General features: G+C 57.8%; 19 protein-coding genes and 6 pseudogenes. 9 read left to right on the forward strand and 16 right to left on the reverse strand.

All coding sequences use genetic code 11. From position 1 onward, the window contains the following. The 3 genes and pseudogenes from ATB1_RS20680 to ATB1_RS10645 all read left to right on the forward strand — a co-directional run. A pseudogene (locus ATB1_RS20680) lies at window positions 1–288 on the forward strand (transcription initiation factor IIB family protein); the annotation flags it as partial. 122 nt (window positions 289–410) lie between these two features. Next, the gene (locus ATB1_RS10640) at window positions 411–977 is read left to right on the forward strand and encodes a TATA-box-binding protein (RefSeq protein WP_042663678.1); all 567 of its coding nucleotides are present in this window, start codon (window positions 411–413) and stop codon (window positions 975–977) included. A 393-nt stretch (window positions 978–1,370) separates the two neighbouring features. Continuing rightward, window positions 1,371–1,607 (forward strand): DUF2249 domain-containing protein, encoded by a 237-nt coding sequence (locus tag ATB1_RS10645; RefSeq protein ID WP_042663680.1) that lies wholly within the window; start codon window positions 1,371–1,373, stop codon window positions 1,605–1,607. Between the two features lie 68 nt (window positions 1,608–1,675). Here the strand turns inward: ATB1_RS10645 and ATB1_RS10650 are convergent, their stop codons facing one another. Beyond that, entirely contained in the window at window positions 1,676–2,890 is a 1,215-nt protein-coding gene (locus ATB1_RS10650; RefSeq protein ID WP_042663681.1) for a hypothetical protein, read from the reverse strand. A gap of 195 nt (window positions 2,891–3,085) precedes the next feature. On the opposite strand from ATB1_RS10650, the gene ATB1_RS10655 reads away from it, so the two are divergent. Both ATB1_RS10655 and ATB1_RS10660 read left to right on the forward strand, forming a co-directional pair. Then, window positions 3,086–3,472 (forward strand): cupin domain-containing protein, encoded by a 387-nt coding sequence (locus ATB1_RS10655; protein WP_042662408.1) that lies wholly within the window; start codon window positions 3,086–3,088, stop codon window positions 3,470–3,472. Window positions 3,473–3,624: 152 nt separating this feature from the next. Beyond that, complete coding sequence (locus ATB1_RS10660) at window positions 3,625–3,921, forward strand: hypothetical protein (RefSeq protein WP_042662409.1); 297 nt, start codon at window positions 3,625–3,627, stop codon at window positions 3,919–3,921. A gap of 91 nt (window positions 3,922–4,012) precedes the next feature. Here the strand turns inward: ATB1_RS10660 and ATB1_RS10665 are convergent, their stop codons facing one another. Further along, window positions 4,013–4,369, reverse strand: a complete 357-nt coding sequence (locus ATB1_RS10665; protein ID WP_042663682.1) for a helix-turn-helix domain-containing protein — start codon at window positions 4,367–4,369, stop codon at window positions 4,013–4,015. A gap of 121 nt (window positions 4,370–4,490) precedes the next feature. Between ATB1_RS10665 and ATB1_RS10670 the strand changes: the two genes are divergently transcribed. Both ATB1_RS10670 and ATB1_RS10675 read left to right on the forward strand, forming a co-directional pair. After that, entirely contained in the window at window positions 4,491–5,132 is a 642-nt protein-coding gene (locus ATB1_RS10670) for an SDR family NAD(P)-dependent oxidoreductase (RefSeq protein WP_198526086.1), read from the forward strand. A gap of 53 nt (window positions 5,133–5,185) precedes the next feature. Then, window positions 5,186–5,623, forward strand: coding sequence for a DoxX family protein (locus ATB1_RS10675; protein WP_241768184.1), 438 nt, complete (start codon window positions 5,186–5,188; stop codon window positions 5,621–5,623). A gap of 450 nt (window positions 5,624–6,073) precedes the next feature. Here the strand turns inward: ATB1_RS10675 and folP are convergent. The 13 genes and pseudogenes from folP to ATB1_RS10735 form a co-directional block, all read right to left on the reverse strand. Beyond that, window positions 6,074–6,918 (reverse strand): annotated as a pseudogene (gene folP, locus ATB1_RS10680) (dihydropteroate synthase). Window positions 6,919–7,724: 806 nt separating this feature from the next. Further along, window positions 7,725–8,253, reverse strand: a pseudogene (locus ATB1_RS23260) (IS4 family transposase); the annotation flags it as partial. A 51-nt stretch (window positions 8,254–8,304) separates the two neighbouring features. Further along, window positions 8,305–9,555: pseudogene (locus ATB1_RS10685) on the reverse strand (bifunctional folylpolyglutamate synthase/dihydrofolate synthase); the annotation flags it as partial. A 155-nt stretch (window positions 9,556–9,710) separates the two neighbouring features. Then, window positions 9,711–10,769 carry an aromatic amino acid transport family protein gene (locus ATB1_RS10690; RefSeq protein ID WP_052367925.1) on the reverse strand — a complete coding sequence of 353 codons (1,059 nt, stop codon included), beginning with the start codon at window positions 10,767–10,769 and terminating at the stop codon, window positions 9,711–9,713. Window positions 10,770–10,941: 172 nt separating this feature from the next. Further along, entirely contained in the window at window positions 10,942–11,685 is a 744-nt protein-coding gene (gene fabG / locus ATB1_RS10695) for a 3-oxoacyl-ACP reductase FabG (protein WP_042663684.1), read from the reverse strand. 262 nt (window positions 11,686–11,947) lie between these two features. After that, window positions 11,948–12,631 carry an ACP S-malonyltransferase gene (locus ATB1_RS10700; RefSeq protein ID WP_241768186.1) on the reverse strand — a complete coding sequence of 228 codons (684 nt, stop codon included), beginning with the start codon at window positions 12,629–12,631 and terminating at the stop codon, window positions 11,948–11,950. Between the two features lie 30 nt (window positions 12,632–12,661). Continuing rightward, a complete protein-coding gene (locus ATB1_RS10705; protein ID WP_082256372.1) occupies window positions 12,662–13,189 on the reverse strand; it encodes a holo-ACP synthase in 528 nt (175 codons plus the stop codon). Window positions 13,190–13,191: 2 nt separating this feature from the next. Beyond that, on the reverse strand, window positions 13,192–14,409 hold the full coding sequence (locus ATB1_RS10710) for a beta-ketoacyl synthase (protein WP_042663685.1): 1,218 nt from the start codon (window positions 14,407–14,409) through the stop codon (window positions 13,192–13,194). A gap of 2 nt (window positions 14,410–14,411) precedes the next feature. Next, window positions 14,412–14,657, reverse strand: coding sequence for an acyl carrier protein (locus ATB1_RS10715; RefSeq protein ID WP_042663686.1), 246 nt, complete (start codon window positions 14,655–14,657; stop codon window positions 14,412–14,414). A 64-nt stretch (window positions 14,658–14,721) separates the two neighbouring features. Beyond that, a complete protein-coding gene (locus ATB1_RS10720; RefSeq protein ID WP_042663687.1) occupies window positions 14,722–15,699 on the reverse strand; it encodes an NADPH:quinone oxidoreductase family protein in 978 nt (325 codons plus the stop codon). A 151-nt stretch (window positions 15,700–15,850) separates the two neighbouring features. After that, complete coding sequence (locus ATB1_RS10725) at window positions 15,851–17,140, reverse strand: amidohydrolase (protein ID WP_052367927.1); 1,290 nt, start codon at window positions 17,138–17,140, stop codon at window positions 15,851–15,853. A 43-nt stretch (window positions 17,141–17,183) separates the two neighbouring features. Further along, window positions 17,184–17,942: a hypothetical protein gene (locus ATB1_RS10730; protein WP_052367929.1), complete on the reverse strand. Its 759-nt coding sequence runs from the start codon at window positions 17,940–17,942 to the stop codon at window positions 17,184–17,186. A 1-nt stretch (window position 17,943) separates the two neighbouring features. Further along, on the reverse strand, window positions 17,944–18,693 hold the full coding sequence (locus ATB1_RS10735) for a DUF5058 family protein (protein ID WP_241768187.1): 750 nt from the start codon (window positions 18,691–18,693) through the stop codon (window positions 17,944–17,946). Window positions 18,694–18,839: 146 nt separating this feature from the next. On the opposite strand from ATB1_RS10735, the pseudogene ATB1_RS10740 reads away from it, so the two are divergent. Further along, window positions 18,840–19,229: pseudogene (locus ATB1_RS10740) on the forward strand (CDP-alcohol phosphatidyltransferase family protein); the annotation flags it as partial. Here ATB1_RS10740 and ATB1_RS10745 read toward each other — a convergent pair. After that, window positions 19,230–20,135, reverse strand: coding sequence for a hypothetical protein (locus tag ATB1_RS10745; RefSeq protein ID WP_042663698.1), 906 nt, complete (start codon window positions 20,133–20,135; stop codon window positions 19,230–19,232). A 160-nt stretch (window positions 20,136–20,295) separates the two neighbouring features. On the opposite strand from ATB1_RS10745, the pseudogene ATB1_RS10750 reads away from it, so the two are divergent. Next, a pseudogene (locus ATB1_RS10750) lies at window positions 20,296–20,929 on the forward strand (hypothetical protein); the annotation flags it as partial.

The raw sequence follows: 20,929 nt of genomic DNA on the forward strand, positions 1-20,929 counted from the left end.
GGGCTGCCTGCGAAGCCAGTTCCACCGGTTGAGTTCGTTCCGCGAGTGGCAGATGCGCTTGATGTGACGGACCAGATTCGACGACGAGCACGGTCGTTAGCCGAGACATCGAGCGATGAGTGGGCTCATCGTGGCGCGAATCCGCATGCAGTCGCTGCAGCGTGTGTGTATACCGCTGCGGCTGAGCGAGACTGGCCGCTCACGCAGGCGCGTGTGGCAGCTGTGAGTGATTCTTCAATCAAAACGATTCGGACGCATTACCAGACGTTGTGTGAAGCTACCGGTTGAAGGTTCGAGCTGAGAGCAAGAGTTGTGTTGTACCCGTGACCGGTCTCACTCGCTTCATCCTATTCTGGTCATGCTCCCGACTGGCACTACCCTTTAATAGTAGTATATAAAATTCAAATACAATGTCTCACGAGAAACGGCTTGCGTCGCTTGAAATTCAGAACGTTGTCGCCTCCTGCGCAATCGGCCAAGAGTTGGCGTTAGAATCGCTCTCGATGGACCTTGTAGGCGCCGATTACAACCCGGATAATTTCCCGGGACTCGTGTACCGAACACAGGAGCCAAAAGCAGCGAATCTGATTTTCCGGTCTGGAAAAATCGTGTGCACTGGTGCGAGTAGCGTCGACGGGGTCAACCGTGCATTAGACCAGGTATTCGAAGAACTCGATAGCCTTGGAATCCCAATCGATGACCGGGAAGAGGCGACCGTGCAGAACATCGTCTCGAGTGCAGACCTCGGAACAACTCTCAATCTGAATGCACTTGCGATTGGTCTCGGGCTTGAGAATGTTGAGTATGAACCCGAGCAATTCCCTGGCCTCGTCTATCGGATCGACGAGCCGAACGTAGTGGTCTTGCTGTTTGGATCGGGGAAAATCGTCATCACGGGTGCAAAGAAGGTGGAGTTTGCACGTGAGGCGATTCAGGTCGTGAGCGACGAAATTGACTCGCTTGGGTTACTCGGTTGAGCATCGGATTCTGTAGTCAAGTTGTCCAATTGCCGGGGAAAGACAAAGGGTGATAACTGGCCTCTATGCTGGAACGGGATATCTGGGTCACACCTGAGCCGACTGATTCAGGGTGTAGTCTCGACTGAATCCCCGTATTCGGTCCAAGTGGCGTTTCAGGCATTCACACAACGAGAAACGCCGCGCTTCGGTCGCTCTGTATTCCCTTTGACCATGCACAGGTGCTTGAAAGTACATTCTCCGACCGGTTTTGCTGTTATCGCTCGCTCATCGTACGTAGACGACAATTGAAGACGAGTACTGGTGCGACAGTCGATCAGATACTGAACACCGTCAGGGCGTCCGAACATCATCGGCATAACAGTGAGAGATATTGGTGATATACGTGTCAGTATGGGTTCCTCTGAAACCACCGGTGAGACGCAAAGACTCGATGTCAGAGATATCGACGGTGAACCGTTCAGCCACATCATGTCTGCAATCGGTGAGTTGAGCGCGGGTGACTCACTTCTTCTTGTCAATAGCTTCGAACCGGTCCCACTCTACGATGTCCTCAAACGGCGTGGGTGTGAGTTTCAGACGACTCAGGTTGAAGACGACGAGTGGCACATCACGATCTCTCTGAGATAGTAACGACTGAAGATGTGTGCACCACCGCAACCGCTTGCAAAGATACAGGAATCATACCGGTATTTCGGTCACGACGTGTGACGTGCTCCAATCTCGATCAAGAGCCGTACTAGTAAATATCCATATCCGAGCGACCCCAGGAGTGCGACGCCGTCTCCGAGAGCACCTACAAGAGACATACCTGCGATTCGGCCGAGGACCGAGAGGACGAGCCCAGCGAGGAGTGCAGCGATTATGAGCTGGGTAGTCCGTTTGCTCGCCCCACGAAACCGACCCGCAGACGGAGGATAAAACAGGAAGGTAAACCCGACAATGACGAGACCAAGGAAACCAAGGAGGTTGAGCTGACGGTGTGCAGATAGCGTCCCCGGTGGAAGCGCAGGTATCTCAAGTACGCTCCAAAGGGCCATTGTGAGCCCGATAGCAACACCCATAACACCAGCAACCACACCTGCGAGAACACTTTCTGTTCCGACCCGCCGGCGGTCTGACCGGAAGAACACACTGAGATACAACGCTGCAAAGCTGACGAATGCTATCGCTTCACTCACCGCCCCCGCGACGAAAAGTGGACCACCACCCAGACCGGAGGCAACCAATGCCGGTCCAACTGCACCAGCGGGGAGGACGACTGCGGCGAGTTTTTTCGATACCGGAACACCGAGGAACCGAGGGCTGAGACGAACGCCGAGCGTGAAAACGAGGAGGACTGCGAACCCCGCGGATACCAAGTGTGTGATTCGCGGAAAATAGCCGTCCGTGAGCCCTGGTAGCATTGTCGTACGCGCGAGTAGTTCGTACGACCCAACCGCGAGATAGGCGAACGGGATGATGAGATACCGGTTTGCATACTGGTCTACCCACTCGTAGCTCTCCCTGTGAGAACTCGTTCCCGTTTCCCCGCGTCGGACCTCGTTTCGGACCGACCACGACAGCGCAGCGACGAACGCTGCGACACCACTCCCCCAAACGAGTGCCCCAAGAGTCTCCCCAAATGTCGGTCCAGCCGAACCTGCAGAGAATGCAAGTAGCACAGTCCCCAACGTGGCTGCCACGAAATGGACTGGTGGGATGGTGTCGGTAGAGAGCGTCGTCCCGAAATACGAGGGAACTAACAGATAGGCCATACCGAAGACAACGTGGGAGACGAACCCGAAGAGAGCGAGGATGACCTCAACACGATGAGTGATGCTGATCGTTGCACCGAGTCGCCAGCAGACGAAAAACACGGCACTCGCGATGATGAATCGCCGCGACCACCGACTTCGGCTCGCTCCTGTCATCGGAGACCACCCGAGACGTTCCGCTTCGAGCTGAGTGTGTGCGGTCTCTCGTCTCGAATAGCTGCCTTTGACCCCGTCATTGGCTGTGGCGGTGCATCGCTCATCATCCAGTCGTAGACAGCCGAGGAACAAACAGTTCCACCCGAACGTATTCGGGAGAACGCTGAACGAGTGTTCACGTCATAGTTCCGCTGTATGCCACGTGTCGATTTTGATGCGAACCGGACGTACAATGCAACCCGGTTTTCTGCCAACGAAGCGTTTCTGACCGGCCGGACAAAAGTCATCTGTGGCTTCTTCGAGTCGGGACAGTTTATCCCCGTCCACGCACCGCCGAGCGACCTCGTCGTCAGCGTTCGATCTGGAAGCGGGCTCGTCCGTGAAGGTGAGACTGACCACCATGTCACCTCTGGTGACGTAGTGTTTGTCCCCGCGGAGACGAAACGTGGAATACGAGCTGACGAAGATTCAAGACTCGAAGTATTGTTGGTGACGTCGCCACCGCCGACCGATGCTGAACACGAGCCGGTTCGCCGCGGGTTGACGGAGGACGATTTCGAACCATTGCTTACCAGCGAGTGATTCGTTGTCGGCAAACTCCCTGTAGCTGTCTTCATGGGTGGTGATCGACCTCCCACTAAGGGGCCATCTACTTGTGACCCGAGTACAACAGCCCCGTGACCCGAAGACGTTCGCACAAAGGTATTCTTACTACCGGTTCGGACCTGAAGCTGATGAGTGAGCGAACGACCGAACTTCGCCAGTTGACAACCGAACTCCGAACCCACGACGACGTTGATGACGCGTTCCTCGCGAAGAGCTTCACCGATCGTCACGTGATTGTCGACATCAAAGGTGACAGCGGAGTTCCGTCGAACGTAGCGAACCGACTCGCGGCACACGGGCTCCGTGGCGCCGACGAGGTGTATGGCGACGATGAGCACGGGTCTTTTGCCGGTGCCGTCGGTGACGCGACACGGCATCATTTCGTGGATGTCCAGACTCGCGGCGCTCACCAGTCATACGTGTAGACTGAGTCGACAATGTGCGCGCAGATGTGTGGTTGATTATTCGAGTCAGGAACGTAACTGACTGTCTGGGTATCGTATCGGGATCGTTGTGCTAGTTAGCCCAGTCTGCACCCCATTGGTCGAGGGCTTCGAAGACGGGACACAGAGCACTTCCCTTCTCGGTCAGCGCATAATAGCTCGCAACCGGTGATTCGAACTCCTTGTGATTGTCGACCAACCCCTCCGCTTCCAAGTCGTCGAGTACACGCGAGAGCGTGTAGGAACTGGCTCCGGTTGAGCGTTTGAGTTCGTTGAACCGCTTTTCACCGTCACGCAGGTCGTTGAGGATGATGAGCTTCCACTTTGCTCCCATCTGCTCGACAGCCCCCACGACGTTGCAGACGTCCGAATTCCGCCGCTCGACCTCGGTGTCTTCGCTAGTGTCAGCTTCGGGTGGTTGGGTCGCCATTACTTGGTCACACTATCGTTGCCTGAGATATAAATAGGTTTGTAGCCAAACCAGGTAATGTAATGGAACTACAAAACTCGACAGTGCTCGTGACCGGAGCGACCGGAAACATGGTCCGTACGTGACGGATTCTCTCGTTACTAGTGGTGCCAATGTTATCGGAACCTACGTCACCGACACAGCAAGAGATGAAGTCGAAAAGCGCGCTGAAAACGCCGACGCAGTATCGTACTACCAGGTCGATCTAACCGAACAGGCCGCTGTTAACACCTTCGCCGAGACGGTCGTTGACGACCACGGATCGATCGACCACATCGTCGGACTCGCTGGTGGCTTCTCGATGGGAAGCGTAACTGATACCGACGTCGATGCCTTCCAGGCCGCGCTGAATCGCCACGTGACGACAGCGTTTCTGACCGTCAAAGCCTTCGCGGACCAGCTCGACGAGCAGAGCGGTGTCGTCCTGTTCAGTTCCGAGCGTGCTATCAACCCTGTCGGCGGTACGCTCGCGTACGACGTCGGTAAGGGCGCAGTTCGGACGCTGACCGAGTCGCTCGACACCGAACTCGATGCTCGTCTCAACGCAGTTGCACCGTTCCTCATCGACGTGCCCGGGAACCGCGAGGCGATGCCCGACGCCGATTTCTCGGAGTGGACGGCCCCCGAGGCCATCGTTGATGAAGTGCTCCACCTGCTTTCGAACGAGGGCGTAACGGGGCAGATCATTCGGATGACCGGCGGCCAGCCGGAGTTGGAGGAATAGTCGTGCAGATCGAGACACAACAACCGACATCAGAGGCGGCTACGCGGTGGGGTTTGGCCTTTGTTCGACTCGCGCTCGGGATTCCGATGCTTATCTCAGGCGTCGGCAAGGTGCTCGCAATCGGACCGAAACCGATGGGTATCTCGGGCTTCGCGGGTTTCTTGACAAGCCTCGGCGTTCCGTTTCCCACAGTTGCTGCGTGGGGAGTCGGCCTCATCGAACTTGTTGGCGGCCTCTTGTTGGTCGTCGGCGTGGCTGTTCGAGTCGTGAGTGCGCTGATTGCAGTCGATATGGTCGTCGCGACCGTTCTGTACCACCTTCCCAACGGATATCCCGCCGGAAGTAATGGTATCGAACTGACGCTCGTGTTAACCCTGATCGCAGCAGCGCTGGTGCTGAGTGGCCCCGGCACGCTCTCGGTCGAACATGCGCTGTTCGATCAGGAGGATTCGTCTTTCGACTCGTCTCAATCCCGGGGCGCACATAAGTAAGGGGCGCACCGTCTCAGTATTATGACCTCAGAGATCCCAGTCACCGACACGGATGAGGGCTTTGTCGTTCGCGATCCCGACGATATCGAAATTCGAATTCAAATCGACCCATCGGATCTGTAGTCTGAACGAACGCTGCTCCGATGGCTACCTTGTTCAGCATCGCAATATCCCATCCGAGGGGCTCGATACCACCGTCAACCCCCTGATCAGATAACAAGTGTGATGGTACCGGCTCGTTGCCGGAGTCCATCGTTTGTCCCAATGCACGTCACGGGTCGTATACCCCCGATCTCAGTCGGCAGGTGCTTCCCGTCCACTTAGTGGACTTCTGTACATTGAAGATAAATGTCGTTCTTGCGACCGGCACGAATCGAGAACTCGCAGACGTGATCAGCGAGTACTTCGCTGACCCGCTCTTCTGAAATGGAACGCAGAGCGTTTGACATACTACTGATTGCGTTGTCGATTCCACAGACCCTCTGCTGTCCGGAGCGCAGTCACAGTTTCCGTAACATCGTGAACTCGTACGATATCTGCGCCGCCCTTCGCAGCGACGAGGTGCGCAGCGAGACTCGGCCCAACTCGTTCATTAGAAGGCAAGTCGGAGAACTCCGTGGCAAACGACTTGCGCGACGCACCGACGAGTACCGGAAAGCTGAGGGCAGTAAACTCATCAGTTCGTGCGAGTAGTTCGAGGTCGCCTTCTGTGTCAGTTCCGAAGCCAATCCCCGGATCGAGGATGAGCTGGTCGTCAGAGACCCCGGCAGCACGAGCGCGCTCGACACGCTGTTCCAGACGTTCACAAACGTCAGCTACAATATCGTCAGTTTTCGGGCTGTATGTGTTATCGACGGGTAGATTGACCGCGTCCATAAGTACTGCTCTGCACTCGCGGCCGGCAACGAGTGACTGCATCTCGGGATCTTCAAGTCCGTTCTGGTCGTTGATTATGTCAGCGCCGGCATCAAGGGCCGCCTTAGCAACTTTCGGCTTGTACGTATCGACCGAAACCAACGCATCGATATCAGAATTACTGGTAATCCGTTCGAGGATAGGGAGAACCCGTTCCTGCTCTTCTTGGACGGACACTGGGTCTGCCCCAGGTCGAGTACTCTCTCCCCAATGTCGATGATGTCGGCACCTGCTTCATCGATTTTACGTGCGCGTTCGACTGCACTCTCGAGAGACGTGTAGCAACCACCGTCGGAGAACGAATCTGGAGTGACATTCAGGATACCCATGACTTGTGTCTGGTCTGTACTCTCAAGCGTTTGGCTCCGGCTCATATCCATACGTCGTCTGGTAGGTGAGATAAACCCTAGGACTTGCGAAGCAACGTCGGTGACTTGTTCAGTGTGATGTCTTCTCGCTTATCGCCATCTTCTACGGGTCATCCACGCGAACATTCATCTTCAGTGTCTCGTTGAGTTGTCTTCCCTATCATACCCAGTACAAGAGTTGTAGCGGTGCTAGTCAACAGCACCTTTCAAAACATTCGATAATATCGGAGTCGCAGTTGTGCATTATGAACACAATTAAGAAACACCCCAGAAACCAGCCATTACGAGTGGTTCGTTGGGTACTCTGCTCATAGAACTTGTACTGATTAGAGATGCCATGTAGACTACTGTCTTCTTCGAGTGTCAAATACTAACTCCGAGATATGCGGCTATGATGTCGAAATAAATCACAACAATAGGGATGTAATCTTCTATCCAGGTCACGAAACTGGGCCAGATCACCGGTTCAAAGTCATACAATATTCACAAGTACTGGCGACGCTCTCACATTTCAGATACTTCGTAAATGAAGGGATATACTGCCTCTCAGACTGCTTTCTGGATCAGAGATTCGGTTCGAGCGGATGACTTCGATATAATCGAAATCGGGGATACTCCCAAATAAGTGACTAAAAATACATTACGAATATCGTTGGGACCAATAGTCTCCCAAAAGGTTCCAGAGCTAATCACATGTTGAGGTGAACTATGGGTGATGACTCGCGAGTGCGGAGGTGATAGTCCACCCCGACCGGTTGTTCACTGCTGCTTTCGTAGACAGTCTCCTCTCGTCCTCGGTTGGCTACAGTAAGATGTTCCTATTGCCAGTCTCTTCGGCTCGACCTTCGACTACCTACCGTCCGGCATGGAAGAGATCTGTCTGGTTGTCTGGCGTCACGAGAAACCAATTCCGCTAAGTTCGGCAGTGGACGCCGTACGATGACTTTTGTCTTCGAGAATGAGTTGAGCGAAAGATCACAAAACCTTCGCCCAGTATTCTCGTTGAAACACCATCTCTGGGCACATCTTCTGAAACACGCTCAGTAAGGCTCTGTAACGCTCACGTCAGCAGAGCTACTACCACGAACAGCTTCACGATTGCTGGGTCGCTTGTCTGGAACTTCTCCAACCCGTACTTCGATTCAACTCACGGAACAGTACTTCTCCTTTCCACTACACCACGTACAACGCCGCGACTTGCTCCGACGTGAACTCATCCGGCAGGTTCGTCATCTGCGGGAGATAGTCGTTAGTGTCCTCGTTTCGGTCACTGTCTCGACGCGGAACGCCATCGTCGCAGTCGGACGTTTCTCATCGTGGACGCTGCTTGAAGTCCACCAACCGAGTTTACTTGTTTATTTCGAGCGTACCTGTTTATATCGGAATTCGGAATCAAATCCACCGATTGCGTGCCTCGGCGACGACGTACAGTGAACCGGTGATTAGTACACAATCGTCGTCGTCGGCCAATTCGAGCGCGTGTTCGACCGCTATTTTCACTGTCTCGTTCCGTTCTATCCGGGGAGAGCTCGTCTCGAATGCACCAGCGAGCGTGTCGAATGACGCAGCTCGGCTCACACCCGGTCGACAGAGGTGAAGCACGTCCGATTCAGGGAGTATTGTCGCCATCTTGGAGTGGTCTTTCTCTTTCATTGCGCCGAACACGAGGTGTAGCTCATCGAATTCGTATCGATTGACGAGAGTAGCTAGTGCGGAGCACGCTGCCGGATTGTGCGCACCATCAAGGATTACCAATGGCTTCGTCGACAGTACCTCGAATCTCCCCGGCCAGTAAGCGTTGTGGAGGCCGTGCTCGATCGTCTTAGTATCGACGTTCGCCACTTGTCGGGCGAGCATTGCCGCAACGCCGGCGTTGGTCGCTTGATGTTGACCGATCAACGATAGGTTCGTCGTGACGTCCCAGTTCGGACCGATTATCGAAACGGTCGTTTCGTCGTTCGAGATCATTGGCTCCTCCTGTGTGATGATATCGGCTGCCGTGTCGCCCACAGTGACGACCGGCGTTTCGGCTCGGATCGCGTCGAGTGCGGAGCCGTCCGCACTCGTCACGAGCGGGGAGTCGCCCGGTGCGACTTGCGCTTTATCGCTGGCGATCTCTTCGACCGTCTCGCCAAGGACGTCGGTGTGTTCGAGACTGACGTTCGTGACGGCACTCGCCACCGGGTCGACGACACTCGTCGCGTCATGCCGCCCGCCGACCCCGACTTCGAGGACTGCAACGTCGACGTCTTCGCTACTAAAATGCTGCAACGCGAGGACGGTCAGAATCTCGAAGTACGTAGGGCAGTCACCGTCGTCGCGTAGCTGGGCGATGCACGGTTTAATCTCCTTAGCGAACGATCGGACGTGTGCCTTTGGGACTTTCCGCCCGTTAACCCGGATCCGCTCGCGAAAGCCGTTCAGGTCCGGTGAGGTGTACAACCCGACATCGTGACCCGCTTCTCGCAGTATGCGTTCGAGCATTACCGCTGTACTCCCCTTCCCGTTTGATCCCGCTATCTGAACGCAGTCGACTCCCTCATGTGGATTGCCGAGGCCGGAAAGCATCTTAGCGGTCGTCTCCGTCCCGAGATTCGGGCGAGAGCAATCCAGACTCTCTAGATAGTCGACCGCCTCATGGTACTCCATATCAAGTAGGTTCATCGGTATCGGTATTAATGTGTTTTTCTCCTCTATTACCCAAAATAACGTCCTGTGTCGGGACCCACGACACGGGACAGGAAACCGCTCACTCTCGCGATTGATCCTGACTTTAAGCTACTCAGCGGTGCGGTATCCGTCTATTAGTCTGTGGAACTGGAAGGTTCAGCGACGGACGGGTCAGAGCCTCGGACATTCCAGACGACGTACATCGCGATTGGGACGAGCAACGTTATGATGAGCGCCCCAACATTGCCTGCAATCTTGAGCGTGCCGACGAAGCTTCGGACCCCGTAGAGGTAAATCACCAGCGGCGGCACTGCGGTTAGGGCCCATGCGACACTCGTTGAGAGGCCATTGTAGTCGACGTAGTTGTTCTTCTGAGCTAGGCCGAAGCCGATGAAACTGGTCATAACGGTGATCAGTGGTAAGACGTTGCCGATGATCAAGCCGCTCGTACCGTAGATCTGTTCGAAGGCCTGCGGCCCGATCTGTGGCACTTCGCGTCCGAAGACGAGGACGAAGGCGACCGTCAGAATCACGTAGAGCGCGAAGATCAGGACGAAAGCCAGGCGGATGCTCCGCTTGGCCGCCTCGTAGTCGCCGATGGACCTGTAGACGTCCGGAATCATCGCGTGCCCGACGAAGGCAAAGAGTGCGACGCCGACGAAGGCCTGCCAAGCACCCATGTCGACGGTATCGGCGTTGGAGAGATCCCCATGGGGGAGACTCGTGAGCGCCACGACTAAGAACAGGAAGACGATCCCGATGACGAGAGCGAACTCCATCTTAATCGAGGCCTCCAGACCTTGGTAGATCATGAACGAGGCAACGATCCAGAAGAGAATCGCGGCCATGACCTCGCTGAGCGGCGTGATAGCGGCGAGCGTCTGGCCGCCAGCGGAGGTGTACGCGAGCAGTGCGCCGTAAATGTAGACCATCATACCGCCCATCATGAGGTACCCTCCCGGACGCCCCAGCAGATCACTGGCCAAGGTGACGATCTGGCTGCCACCACTCTTCGCCGAGAACCGAAGCAGAATGATGGAGGTGGCGTACAGTAACACGCCCACGACCAGCATGAGAATTAACGACGGGAGCAGCCCGATTTGAGCGGCAGCGTATGGTATCCCGAGGACGCCGGCACCGATGATGCTCCCGATGATGAGACTTGCGCCGCGTAGTTCCTCTGTGAACGTCATTATTGATTAATCACCACAGACGATTATTGCTGAATGTTAAAACTTAAACTTTTGGTTACTCAGTTTAGAATTATATTTTCTCATCGAGCAGCGACCAGGTTTCGTGAGAGGCTGAAGCGAGACGGATCACCTTCGCGTTCAGTATGGGTATTCGCTAGGAGTCAGACCGATATTAGGATAAGAGCCCATCATCGACCCGCAGAACCTCGCCGTTCACGTACGAGGCAGTTTCACTCGCCAGAAATGCGATTACATCTGCGATTTCTTCCGGCGTTGCCAGCCGTCCGCTTGCTGTATAGTCCTCTACCTCGTCCTCGTAGCTGGTCGTATTTTCGATGAGGTCCGTGTCAGTGTATCCTGGCGCAACGGCGTTGACACGGATGCCTTTCTCGCTCAGTTCTCGTGCCGCCGCGCGAGTCAGTCCGATCAGTCCTGCCTTGCTTGCAGCGTAGTTTACCTGCCCCGCCCAGCCGCGCTGTGCCGCGACGCTCGCGACGTTCACGATCCGACCACCACGGTTTCGGAGCATCAGCCGAGCCGCCTCACGCGTACAGTAAAACGCACCAGATAGATTGGTCTCGATGACGTTGTGCCACTGTTCAGGCGTCATGCGAACGAGCAGTCCGTTCTCCATGGTTCCTGCGTTGTTGATCAGAACCGTCGGCGAGCCGTATCGGTCGGAGATCATCTCGAAGACTGCTGCCACCTCGTTGAAGTTGGTCACGTCGCACGGCTCAACCCTAGTGGCGGCCGGATATGCTGCTAGCATTTCGGTCGTCTGTTCAGCCGCTTCCTCGTCGTCGTGATAGGTGACGATCACTGTTGCACCGCCATCAGCGAGGCGCATCGCTACTGCACGACCAATTCCTCGCGTTCCACCGGTCACGACGGCGACGTCGTCCTGAAAGCTGACCATTACGCAAACACCGACCGTGCATCAGCAGGCGTCTCGAGCGTGTGGCACTCAGCGTCCGGGTGGATACGCTTGACGAGACCTGTCAGGACGCCAGCCGGCGGAAACTCGATGTAGCGAGTGACGCCGCGTCGACGTAACTCCTCGATAGCGCCGATCCAGTCGACGGACGACGTGATCTGGTTGGTAAGATCCTGTCGAGCGACCGCTGGGTCTGTGTAGACTCGCCCCGAAACGTCTGAGACGATTGGTATTGCCGCTTCCTTCAGTGAGATATCTTCGAAAACCCTCTCAAGAGGGTCAACGGCGGGTGCATGATTGAAGAGTGAAATGCTGCACCGACTTGGAGTTCGCGGAACCGAGCAGTCGTTGCGTTAGAAAGGGTCGCTCGAACTTCCTTGACGCCGCTGATCGACCCGCTAATCACGGTCTGTTTTGGTCCGTTGTACAGCGCTACATTCACATCATCACGATTTCGACAGACATCGGCAACAGTTTCAGGATCTGCAAGTAATACTGCCAGCATCATCCCTGGTCCAGCCACTTGTTCGGCGCGTTCCATGAACTTTCCCCGTCGATGAACGACATCAACGAGATCAGCAGGTGACGCCATGCCGGCAGCTGTTAAAGCGGTGAAATGTCCCAAACTGTGACCGGCAACGAAGGCGGGCTCCACGTCAAACCGAGATACAACACCCCGGTACGTCGCGTATCCGGCGGTCAGTAGAGTCGGCTGAGCGGTACGTGGTTGTGCGAGTTCTCTCGTCCCCGCCCGGAAGCAGAGTTCGTACAGGTCACTATCGAGTGCGCCGTCGAGACTATCGAAAGCCGTACGCATCTCTGGCCACGCTTCGTAGAAGGCCTTCCCCATCCCGTGCTGTTGACTCCCCTGTCCGGGGAAAATAAATACCGTGTCTGCGAGCGTTGTGGGTCGATTGTCCTGGATCATATGTTGTGTCGTGAAGTCTTCCTCGTCGAGTTACGGTTCGAGACTGAACACGGTTACAGAGCCGATCGCGTATCCGGCGTCCTTGTCGTGACTGAGGCTGACAGCCATCTCTGCTGTTTCAAGAGACATATTTCTTCGGTCGAACATCCTGCCAAGTGCTCTGACGGCGGGCGGTTTGATCCGAAGGTGTGGTGTGGCCCGTTTACGAACAACCTCAATCGAATCCAGCGGAATCGCAGGCGATTCAGCGTCGAGCGTCTTACAAAAAGCCTCCTTGGCCGCCCATCGAGCCGCATAGTGCTGCGATGGCGTCCCTCGGCGTTCACAGTACGCTTGCTCCGAGTCCGTGAACGCGCGGTCACGGAACGATTTGCCGAATTCTGCGAGGAGAGAGGCAATTCTCTCAATCGATACGAGATCAATGCCGTGGCGAACGACGGAACCGGAGTCGATGGATCGGTCAGCCCTCGACTCGATGTCAGCGAAGGTCTCACAATAGCCGTCGTCGGCGCTAGATCCAATTCCAATGTTGCCGCCCAAGGCGTCTTCTTCACACATTGTCATGCTTGCTCGAAGACGAGCGTGGCGTTGATTCCACCGAAGCCGGCGGAGGTCGTCACAGCGGCGTCGATAGGGGCGTTGCACGCTTCAGTCACGACTGGAAGATCACACGCCGGATCCGGGTTCTCGTAGTTCGCTGTCGGTGGGATCGTCCGTTCAGCGATTGCCGTAGCAATAATCGCACTCTCGATGGCTCCGGCACCACTGAGAGCATGCCCGAGTGCGCCTTTGACGCTCGTGACTGGCGGAACGGTGTCGAACACGGACTGGAGTGCCTCAGCCTCCCGGGCATCGCCGGTCGGTGTACTCGTCGCATGTGCGTTAACATGATCGACAGCGTCCGAATCCAGAGTCGCATCCTTGAGTGCACGCTCGAGACACCGCCGAAGACCCTGCCCCCCTTTGGCCGGCCGTGTTGGGTGGTGGGCGTCGGCGGTCAATCCAGAACCCGTAATGGCCGCGTACGGCGTGACGCCGCGCTCGTCCGCGTGACTGCGCTCTTCGAGGATGAGAATCCCTCCCCCTTCCGCGAGGACGAACCCATCTCGATCGGCGTCGAACGGACGACTCGCTTGTTCTGGCGCCTCATTTCGTGTGCTGAGCGCCCGCATCGCGTCGAATCCGCCAACACCGGTTGGGGTGATTGGCGCCTCGGTTCCCCCGGCGATCACAATATCTGCGCGCCCGGCCCGGATGTCGTCGACTGCATCGGCAATCGCGTGAGCACCGGCTGCACAGGCCGTCGCAGGTGATCGGTTCGGCCCTTTCGCGTCGAAACACATACTGACGTGACCGGCCGCGAGATTCGCGAGCGCGGTGATGAGAAACCGCGGCGACGGCCGTTGACCAGTGGCGGCTTCGATCTCCGAAAGCCCGCCGAATGTCGAAGCGACACTGGTGCCGACTCGACATGGCGTCCAAGAGGGTTCACTGGGATCGAATTCAGCATCCGCGATCGCTTCCGCAGCTGCAGTAATGGCGAACTGCGCGTATCGTCCCATCATCCGATCATCGATCCAGCTACTGGCCGTTTCATCTGCCGGACTCCCGTCGATTTCGCACGCGATCTGTGACCGAACGGCTGCCCCATTGGGGTCGAACCGAGTGATCGGATCAGCGGCGGTGGTGCCCGCACACACCGCCTCCCAGGTTTCGTCCGCGGTCATTCCGAGTGGTGTGACCATCCCGATGCCAGTCACGACGACATCTCGATCCATGCTCAGACGTGTTCCTTGACGTATTCTTTGAAGCCTCTGACTTGCTCGATCTCCGCGAGATCTTCGTCGGGGATGTGGACACCGAGATCCGCTTCAATCACCTCGGCGAGTTCGACGATATCAAGCGATTCGGCGTCCAGTGTCTCTCCTTTGAGTGCGGTCGAATCATCGAACGAATCCATGTCGACGCGTAGTCTGTCCGCGACAATCGTATCGATTTGGGTGCTGATGCTGGGCGAGTCAGCCATGTCTTAAGCTTTCGGATCGGTGAGTAAAATAGTACCGTTTGTCACTGGCTACGACAAGACCTCCTTACGGTTCGAGGACGACTTTGCCAACGGTCTCGCGGTTCGTCAGTTCGTCGTGGGCCGCTCTCGCCTCAGTCAGCGCGAACGTCTCACCGATAATAGGTTCGACTCGGCCGGCGTGCAGGTGATCAAGCAGGTCCGGGACCGCCGTATAGACGCGATGTGGAACATGCTCGAACGCGTGCTCGAGGTGGTATCCAATGACCGATTGGTTCTCGAAAAACAGTCGAGGTACCGCCACCGTCGGGATCGACCCGCTGGCCATCCCGAACGAGACGATTCGGCCATTTGGTGCGAGCGCCTCTACGCTTTCGGCGAACGCATTGCCGCCGACGCCATCGAGAACGAGATCGACGCCCTTGCCGTCAGTTCGCGCAGAAACCGATTCTGCCACGTTAGTTTCGGAGTACTTGATCGCGTGATCGGCACCCAGTTCTTTCGCGATATCGAGCTTTGTATCGGTGCTCGCAGTGGCAAACACTTCCGCACCTGCAGTGGCAGCCAGCTGAATCGCTAGCGAACCGACACCGCCAGCAGCAGCGTGGATCAAGACGCGTTCCTCAGAACCCAATCGTCCCCACTCGTGGAGAATATTATGTGCGGTCAGGCCTTGAACAGGAATCGCTACCGCCTCGCGAGTGGAGAGCGATTTAGGGACTCGAAACGTCCGATCGACCGGTGCTGTGGCGATCTCAGCGTACCCTCCGGAGGAGGTCAGTGCTGCAACCCGGTCACCGACATCGATACTCGCTTCCGTTGGAGCAGCGGTGACGGTCCCAGCGACTTCGAGACCAGGGACGAACGGTGGGGAGGGCCCCTCCGGATAGTTCCCACGTCGTTGTTCGACGTCGGCGAAGTTCACGCCGGCAGCGTCAACGTTAATTTGAACCTCTGATTCGTCGTTCTCGATCGACGGTGGATTTCGGTCAGTGACTGTCAGAACGTCGCTACCGCCGTATTCAACGGCTGTAATGGCTTTCATTCTCAGGTTCCCCCGCTCGGTGAGACAGCTACAGGCCGTCCCACAGATTGGTGCCTTCTATCAATTGTCGTAGCCTGTTTCTGTTGTTCGGCCGTGCAGGTTACAATCTCCTCACCCAATAACCTTGGAGACGCTTTCATACGATACGGATCTAGCTGGTTCGTGACAGGAACTCGAGCACGGTTTCCGAGAGAACGGCGACACCGATCAGCAGACAATCTTCATCGATATCGAACGTCGGTGTATGATGGCCGCCGGTATTACCACCGATTCCGACAAACGTCGCTTTACCACCGTTCTCTTTGACGGCCCGCATAAGGTAGGTCACGTCCTCGCTGGCACCCGCGCTAGCACGTCGACGCACTGAGGAAACGCCGTCGACGCCTCTTGCAATGCCGTCGACGATATCGACCAGTTCCTCGTCACTGTCCTCGCGGATTGCCTCTCCGATAAGCGAGGTCTCGGCTTCACACCCATGCGCTTGTGCCGCTGAGTGGATGTGCCGACGAACTGAATCGCGCATATATTCCATCAACTCGTCCGATTCTCCCCGCATCTCTACTGTCGCAGTCGCTTTATCTGCGATCACGTTGGCGGCATTGTCGGAACTGATCTCACCGACGTTCACCCGTGTGGCCCCATCTCTGTGACGCGGGATACCGTAGATATTGCTCGTGGCATCCACGAGCGCTTGGACCGCATTACGGCCCTCATTCGGCGCTAACCCGGCGTGTGCAGATTTGCCGGTGAAGGTGATATCGTAGCGCGAAAAGGCAAGTGCCTCGTCGATGCCCGCAACCACAGTCCCGATCGGATGATCGAGACCGACGTGCGTTCCAACCAGGTAGTCAACATCGCCGATGTGGGGTCCGGCGGCCATCGCTTTCCCGCCTCCGAGGAGTTCCTCGGAGGGCTGGAAAAAGACCTTGAACGTGCCGCTAAAGTCGCTTTCGAGGACAGTCTGGAGCGTTCCCAAGCCGAACGCAATGTGCGAGTCGTGGCCGCACGCGTGCATGAAGCCCTCGTTCTCAGAGCGGAATCCAACGGCGCTCGGCGCGTGGCTCTCGTCGGTCGATTCGGTAATCGGGAGAGCATCGATATCGACGCGAAGCCCTACGGTCGGGCCGCCACCGCGATTGACGACCGCGACGACTCCGGTATGTCCACCTGCGACCTGTTCGAGGACGTCAGTTCGATCCGTCTGAGTTGCCGCTCGTTCGTGCCACTCGGAGAGTTCTTGTTCGTCCGGGACTCCCAGTCGTTCGTCGGGATTGAGCGCATCAGCCCCAACATGAATCTGATCGATACCTAGACGTTCGAGTTCGTCGACGATCCGTGCTGTGGTCCAGAACTCGCGCCATCCGGGTTCCGGAAATTCGTGAAATTCGCGTCGGAGGTCAATGAGTTCCTGTTCCGTCGGGAGGTGGATTTTCGTTGTCATAGGTGTGTTGTGATGTGTGTTTGTTCGTTGTGCTATCTGTGCGTTATTCGTCTGCTTTGTCGGGCGGCGAGACCATATCCTTGTACCACATCCAGCGAGCGATGAGCGTCGTGCCGAATACGGAGACGATGATCACTGCGTACAGGGGGTAGCTTGGGAGGAAAGCCAGGTATCCGAGTTCCAACAGCAGCGTCATACTCAGTGCGATCACGAACCCGATACCCGCAACTTTCGGGTAGTCTCGCCCGAATTGGGCGAAGATAGCACCGAAGACCGCCGGTACCAGATACGATTCGAGTGCATTTCTCCACAGCTCGGGGAGTGCCTGGAAGACCGAAACGAGCGCGAACGCACCGACTCCCAGCATCGCCGTGTTGACGAAGATTGAGGCCGCTATCGCTACCGTTGAGATGATACTCGCTTGCGGCGTCCCCGTTTCGACGTCTGCAGCTTCCTGAGCCGCCGCTGCGCACGGTAATCGCAGGTTCGAGATATTCCCCGAGAGGAACGCCATGTACGTTCCAGGGATACCCAGGACCGGGTAATACGACAGCGGCTCAATGACCCAAGCCCACCCGAATGTGACCGCAACCGCGGCGAACGCCCCGATGATTGCTGACGAAGGAGCCAGGATGTCGAAGGCGACCAGTAGCGTAACCGCAGGTCCCAACGAGAGCACGACTGCGAGGAGATTGGTCGCCCTTCCCCATTTGTTGACGTAGGGGATAAACTGCTCCTGATAAACATCGCTATCGTCCGCCGTTTGGGTGCTACTGACTTGCGTACTCTGACCTTTAGACATGTTACCACCAACCTCCAACGGTCACTTGCATGGCGACGCCGGCCAGAAGCCCGACGAACATTGCTATGCCAAGCGACCATTCTCTGATCCACTGAATGTCGCACCTATCAGCAATGTGTAACAGTGCAAGCATCGCGAGCCCTCCGACGGCGACGGAAGCGGTCTCCTGAGTCCCTGCAGTGACTTCGCCGCTCAGGAAATACGCGAACGCACCGAGCATCGCCGCTGCACTAATCACCGGGAGGAGTTTTTCGTTACCGTTGCTGATCTTCGTTCTGAACGCCTCCATGTGCCGCGTGCCAAACGCCGAGACGAGTAGCCAGCCGGTGCCGCCAAGTGTCATCGCCCAAACTGCCGTCGCGTACGCTGTTTCGGTAATGCCCTCCTCACCCAAGCTGTATCCGAACTGGCTAACGCCTAACTCGGCGGCAGGTAGCTCGAACGCCACCGACCCGATCACCGTGAGACGCATCCATGCCACGGGACCACCAACAGTCGCAATCAATGCTAACATTCCCGCCAACACCGCGACTGAGGGACCGATAGCCGATATCAGTCCCGTTTTGAATCCAGTCTGTAGTTTCTCCTCCGAGAGCCCCATCTCCTTCCCGTCGTTCCATGCACGCCGCAGAAAGAGAGTGGCCTGCAGCAGCACGGCTAAAACGACCGGAACTGTCGAGAGCCACAACCACGGACTGTTGGCGATGTCCATATACGCCGGTGCTATCGGCGCCATCTCATGCCATACCATAGCATGTACCCCGTGCATCAGATTAACATATATAATCACCGGTGATGGTCGCAGGTCCGGAATTCAATCTCTAGATATCCTTACATTACCCCGATAAATTCGGCGCGTTCGTAGCCGGACACTAACTATCCCAGCAGATGCCTGCGGTATCGACTCTTGCCGCTACTGTCGACACCGCGGTCGACGCCTTCGGCCTCCTCGTCGCCCCCCTCGCGGGCGTCCTCCTCGGGGAACTCGCGTGGTGGTACCTCTCAGTTGGGGCGGCGCGGTACGTCTTTCTCCTCGGGGTCAGGCTCCGCGAGCGGGCGGACCGGCCGACGTTCGACCTCCCGCCCAGAGCCTCCCGGCGCGTCCTCGCCGGCATCCAGATGGCTGTCGTCCCGCTGGCGCTCGCTCCGGGCGTCTTCGACCCGTGGATGCCCCTCGTGACTGGGGTCGCGGCGGCGGCGCTCCTGCTCGGCTTCGCTCGGGACTGGGGCTACGTCTCGGGCCGGTTCAGGAGAGAAGGCGACGGGAACGCGTCCGTTCCGGAGTAATCAGTCGAGTTCGGCCAACACGTCGAGGTTGTGGGCGACGTACACGAGTTCGTCGCCCGCGAGCGCGTCGTGCCGAGCCTCGAGCCACCCGTCGAGCGTCGCGCGGTCGACCGCAGTCGACTCACCGACCGACTCCTCGACGAAGCCGAGGACGCGGTCGAGGAAGATTCGCGCCTCGTCGTCGTGCGGCGGGTGGACGACCCAGTCGGAGCCGCCGGCCGCGACGACCGGCGCGCCGAGGTCGGGAAGGACCGAAAGGAGGTCGGAGCCGGTGTCCGGTCCCGCGCGGTCGTCGCCGCGCATCGTCCCGTGGTACGCGCCGAGCACCGCGTCGTCGTCGGGGTGGCTCGGTCGGAACGCGGTTCTCCCGTCGAACGTGATAGGCGCGTAGAAGAGTCCCTCGTCCGTCAGCCGCGAGAGGAGCGCGTCGACCGCGCGGCGGAGCGGAAGCACGTCGAGGACCGCGTGCGCGACCACGAGGTCGATGGCCTTCGGGAGGACCGTCATCGCCTCGAAGAGGTCGCTCGTCACGTAGGTAAGCGAGACGCTTCGGCCGTGGCGCTCGATGCGGAAGCCGTCGGGCGTCGGCTCGGCGGTCCAGCCGGCGGCGCGAGCCCACTCGGCGAACGCCGCGGCCGCGTTGTCCGCCATCCCGCGCGTTCGGTCGACGAGGACGTACTTTATCTCGTCGTGCGCGTCGAAGACGCCCCACGAGAGGAGTCGCCGGCACATCGCGCCCGTTCCAGCCCCGACCGAGACGACGCGAAGCGGCTCTCCCGAACGCGACTCGGCGCGCGCCTCCAGCCGGTCTTCGAGGCTCGCCAGCGTCGGTCGGTGGAGCGCGCGGTCGTCCACGGACTCCTTCGCGCGGAGGTAGTGGACGAACCGGTCGTCGTGGCTGGTCACGACCGACTCGTCTCGGCGGACTCGTATAACCGTTCTCCCGGCCGGGCCGACGGACGCGAGCGAATCGATCACGACGGACGCGCTGAAGTGTGAACTGAGCTAAACGTTCACTCGGTTCGCCCGGAAAGTATTTGATTCGGTTCCGGTGATGTAACGCCAAATGGATAGCGAGATTATCGACGCGGTGACCGGGTGGGACTCCGCGCCCGCCGAACGAGGCCACGGTGGCCTCCGGTCGCTCGCGGACGACGGCTTCACAGGAGCCGTCGTCGCTGGCATGACGTGGGGATTCATGCTCAACGGCCGTCTCCTCGGGGTTTTCGACGGGACGGTCGACGATTTCGAGGGTGAATCGTTCGAGGCGTATCGCGCACCGGACTCGGCACTGCCGCTCCTGTACGCGATGCGGGAGACCGGCGGCGACGTCCGCGCGCAGTACTACACGGAGGAGACGCCGCTGCAGGACGCCGACGGAACGCTCTCGGCGGGCGGCTTCACCGGCTACGTCGAACTGTCGGAGAACGTGCTCTCGGGCGACTACTACGTCGTCTACCACGGGGGGAAGTCGATGAGCGCCGCCTTCGTCGGCAACAGCAGGCGACTCATCACCGGCGACGAGGCGTTCGAGCGCGCGAGCGACGAGGTTGGCATCTACAAGGTCTACGACGTGGACATCGACCTCGTCGACATTCCCGGGGGCGACCCCGACGAGGAGGCCGACGAGACGGCGGGAGTCGCCGCGGGCGGCGTCGCTCCGGCGGGTGACGAAGAGGTCGAGGACGACGCCGAGGGCG

Source organism: Haloferax sp. ATB1, assembly GCF_000730175.1.

What these genes read in the sequence shown, in the direction of transcription:
- ATB1_RS10715 (WP_042663686.1), bottom strand. Translation starts at nt 14,657, where the DNA reads ATGGCTGACTCGCCCAGCATCAGCACCCAAATCGATACGATTGTCGCG.
- ATB1_RS10720 (WP_042663687.1), bottom strand. Translation starts at nt 15,699, where the DNA reads ATGAAAGCCATTACAGCCGTTGAATACGGCGGTAGCGACGTTCTGACA.
- ATB1_RS10655 (WP_042662408.1), top strand. Translation starts at nt 3,086, where the DNA reads ATGCCACGTGTCGATTTTGATGCGAACCGGACGTACAATGCAACCCGG.
- ATB1_RS10665 (WP_042663682.1), bottom strand. Translation starts at nt 4,369, where the DNA reads ATGGCGACCCAACCACCCGAAGCTGACACTAGCGAAGACACCGAGGTC.
- ATB1_RS10700 (WP_241768186.1), bottom strand. Translation starts at nt 12,631, where the DNA reads ATGATCCAGGACAATCGACCCACAACGCTCGCAGACACGGTATTTATT.
- ATB1_RS10730 (WP_052367929.1), bottom strand. Translation starts at nt 17,942, where the DNA reads ATGTCTAAAGGTCAGAGTACGCAAGTCAGTAGCACCCAAACGGCGGAC.
- ATB1_RS10705 (WP_082256372.1), bottom strand. Translation starts at nt 13,189, where the DNA reads ATGTGTGAAGAAGACGCCTTGGGCGGCAACATTGGAATTGGATCTAGC.
- ATB1_RS10690 (WP_052367925.1), bottom strand. Translation starts at nt 10,769, where the DNA reads ATGACGTTCACAGAGGAACTACGCGGCGCAAGTCTCATCATCGGGAGC.
- ATB1_RS10710 (WP_042663685.1), bottom strand. Translation starts at nt 14,409, where the DNA reads ATGGATCGAGATGTCGTCGTGACTGGCATCGGGATGGTCACACCACTC.
- ATB1_RS10645 (WP_042663680.1), top strand. Translation starts at nt 1,371, where the DNA reads ATGGGTTCCTCTGAAACCACCGGTGAGACGCAAAGACTCGATGTCAGA.
- ATB1_RS10725 (WP_052367927.1), bottom strand. Translation starts at nt 17,140, where the DNA reads ATGACAACGAAAATCCACCTCCCGACGGAACAGGAACTCATTGACCTC.
- fabG (WP_042663684.1), bottom strand. Translation starts at nt 11,685, where the DNA reads ATGGTCAGCTTTCAGGACGACGTCGCCGTCGTGACCGGTGGAACGCGA.
- ATB1_RS10735 (WP_241768187.1), bottom strand. Translation starts at nt 18,693, where the DNA reads ATGGTATGGCATGAGATGGCGCCGATAGCACCGGCGTATATGGACATC.
- ATB1_RS10660 (WP_042662409.1), top strand. Translation starts at nt 3,625, where the DNA reads ATGAGTGAGCGAACGACCGAACTTCGCCAGTTGACAACCGAACTCCGA.
- ATB1_RS10650 (WP_042663681.1), bottom strand. Translation starts at nt 2,890, where the DNA reads ATGACAGGAGCGAGCCGAAGTCGGTGGTCGCGGCGATTCATCATCGCG.
- ATB1_RS10640 (WP_042663678.1), top strand. Translation starts at nt 411, where the DNA reads ATGTCTCACGAGAAACGGCTTGCGTCGCTTGAAATTCAGAACGTTGTC.